Here is a 2,528-nt window from a genome sequence, read left to right as displayed (position 1 = left end):
ATATTAAATAGAATGTCGAATTTTCATGCGATATATAAGAAATTTGAAAAAAACATTGCAAAAACACTGTGTTTAATGATAAAGTTCACATGAAGTTCACACGGATTTCACTTTGTTCATTTAAAATGAACTCTGTGTGAAAAATAAAACTCTTGCTAAAAAATGGAACTGGATGAATATTTTACTTTGATAATATTGTAAAGTATTAAAGTTTTAGTTTTTTTTAAGAGGATAGTAGGGAAAGGAAGTAAAGACAACTTATGAAAAAAGTAATTGCAGGTTTAGCAGCAGCTTCTGTAGCTGGCGTTGCAGTTCCAGGAATGGATTCTGCTCATGCACAAGTTTCAAATGAAGCGCTAAAAGAAATTAATGGACAAACTCAAACTCAAACTCAAACTCAAACGACTGTAACTGAAACAAAAACTGTAGAAACAACTTCTGAATTAAAATACACAGTAACTGCTGATGTATTAAATGTTCGTTCAGGTGCTGGTACAGGACATAACGTTATTTCTAAAGTAAAATCAGGCCAAGTGCTACAAGTAGTTGGACAAGAAAATGGTTGGTTCAAAGTAAACGTAAATGGTCAAACAGGTTATGTAAGTGGTGACTTCGTAACGACTGGTGGCAAAACAGGAACGACTGTTCAACAAGGAACAGGTACTTACACAGTAAACGTTTCTTCACTTAACGTACGTACAGGCCCAAGTACATCTCATACAGTATTAGGTTCTGTAAACAAAGGTAAAACAGTACAAGTTGTAGGTGAAGTACAAGATTGGTTTAAAATCAACTTCAATGGTGGAACTGGATACGTAAGCAAAGACTTCGTAACAAAAGGTGGTTCTGCTGTATCTAACGAAACACAACAACCAACTACAAACAACAATACTACAACAGTTCAAACTGGTGGTTCTTATGTTGTTAACACTGGTGCTTTAAAAGTACGTACAGGCCCAGCTACATACAACGCTGTAATCGGTGGAGTAACAAATGGTAAAGTATTAAACGTTACTGGTGCTGAAAATGGTTGGTACAAAATTAACCATAACGGCCGCACAGGTTACGTAAGTGCAGACTTCGTTAAGTTTGTAAAAGGCGGAGTAAACAACGTTACAAATAACAATAATGTTACAAATAACGTTCAACAACCAGGTAAAGACGTACAAAAACCAACAACAGGTGGAGATACATCTTCAATCGCTGGATTCGCTAGATCTTTAAATGGTTCACCATACAGAACTGCTGGTACAACACCTGCTGGTTTTGACTGCAGTGGATTCATTCACTACGTATTAAATCAAACTGGTCATAAAGGCGCTCGTCAAACAGTTGCTGGATACTGGAGCTCTAAAACAAAAACTAGCAATCCACAACCAGGTGATTTAGTATACTTCCAAAATACTTATAAATCAGGTCCTTCTCACATGGGTGTTTACTTAGGAAACGGTCAGTTCATTAGTGCAGAAACAGATGCAACTGGTGTACGTATTAGTTCTGTAAGTAACTCTTACTGGAGCAAGCACCTATTAGGTTACACAAAAGCATACTAAGAAAAAGTAGTTTTATATACTTTTCGTATAGAGAAAAGGCTTTCCAAGGAAACTTGGGAAGCCTTTTTATAGTTGAATAAATTGGAAGTTTAATAGTTTTTATTTTAACTTTCCATTTAAAAATCGATCATATAAGTCATGGAAATAGTTAGGACGAAATAAGTTCGCTGCATGTCCCGCTAACGGTATTTCCTTATATAGAACGTTAGGCAAAATAGATTTCAAATCAAATAGACAAGATTTATAGAGATGATCATGCTCTCCCATTACCCATAGTATAGGGTGAGGAAGTGATTTTAATTTAGATTTTAAATCGAATTCTAACCGATGTCGTAATGACTGGGCAATTATGGATGAATGTAATTGTAATCCGAAACGGTAGTAAATATTTCTTGAAATGACTGCGAACGGATTTGCTTTTAATATACCGCTTGGAAAAATAGTATTTGCGTATTGAGAGAGCCATTTAGAGTATTCATCTCCTCGCTTCTCCCAAAAATTTTGAAATACATTATATAAACGAGAAGGGTTATTGTAATGTCCTCCAATATGACAAATACTTAATACTTTTTCTGGATGCATTTGTGCAAAAATTGTAGAGATGTAACAGCCGTAACTTAGCGCACAAATATGTGCTTTTTTAATACCTTCTTGTTCATATAAGTTTAATAATTGATCTACGAGGCGCTGTAATGAAAAGTCGATTGCTTCTCCTTTATCATCACCGTGACCTAATAAGTCATAAGTTATAATGTTGTAGGAGGCAGAAAATCGTTTTTGCTCTTTTTTGAAGGCGCGACGATTACCAACTAATCCATGAATAAAAATAATTGTTTCCTTTTCAGAATGTATATTTGTTTGCAAAAAGGATACTCCTTTCACTAACTGGAGATTTATATCGTGTTTTAAATTATTTATCTATAATTTACATAGAATAATATTAAGTACCAGGTAATAATATCAGATGTTTATATC

Annotated in this window: 2 protein-coding genes; one reads left to right on the top strand and one right to left on the bottom strand. The window is 34.5% G+C overall.

All coding sequences use genetic code 11. The features are described from left to right. Positions 1-260 precede the first annotated feature (260 nt). Positions 261-1,553, top strand: a complete 1,293-nt coding sequence (gene entFM / locus ABWK52_RS23655; RefSeq protein ID WP_000755498.1) for an enterotoxin EntFM — start codon at positions 261-263, stop codon at positions 1,551-1,553. Positions 1,554-1,652: 99 nt separating this feature from the next. Here entFM and ABWK52_RS23650 read toward each other — a convergent pair whose 3' ends face one another. Further along, positions 1,653-2,417, bottom strand: coding sequence for an alpha/beta fold hydrolase (locus tag ABWK52_RS23650; RefSeq protein WP_001194306.1), 765 nt, complete (start codon positions 2,415-2,417; stop codon positions 1,653-1,655). Between the last annotated feature and the right edge of the window lie 111 nt (positions 2,418-2,528).

The sequence above is a fragment of the Bacillus sp. AP50 genome (assembly GCF_040492675.1).
In the GTDB taxonomy this organism is placed as follows: Bacteria; Bacillota; Bacilli; order Bacillales; family Bacillaceae_G; genus Bacillus_A; species Bacillus_A cereus.
The sequence above is the reverse complement of the archived record's forward strand: the minus strand, read 5'-3'. Positions and strand labels throughout refer to the sequence as shown.

Coding starts and splice junctions, on each gene's coding strand:
- entFM (WP_000755498.1), top strand. CDS start 261: ATGAAAAAAGTAATTGCAGGTTTAGCAGCAGCTTCTGTAGCTGGCGTT.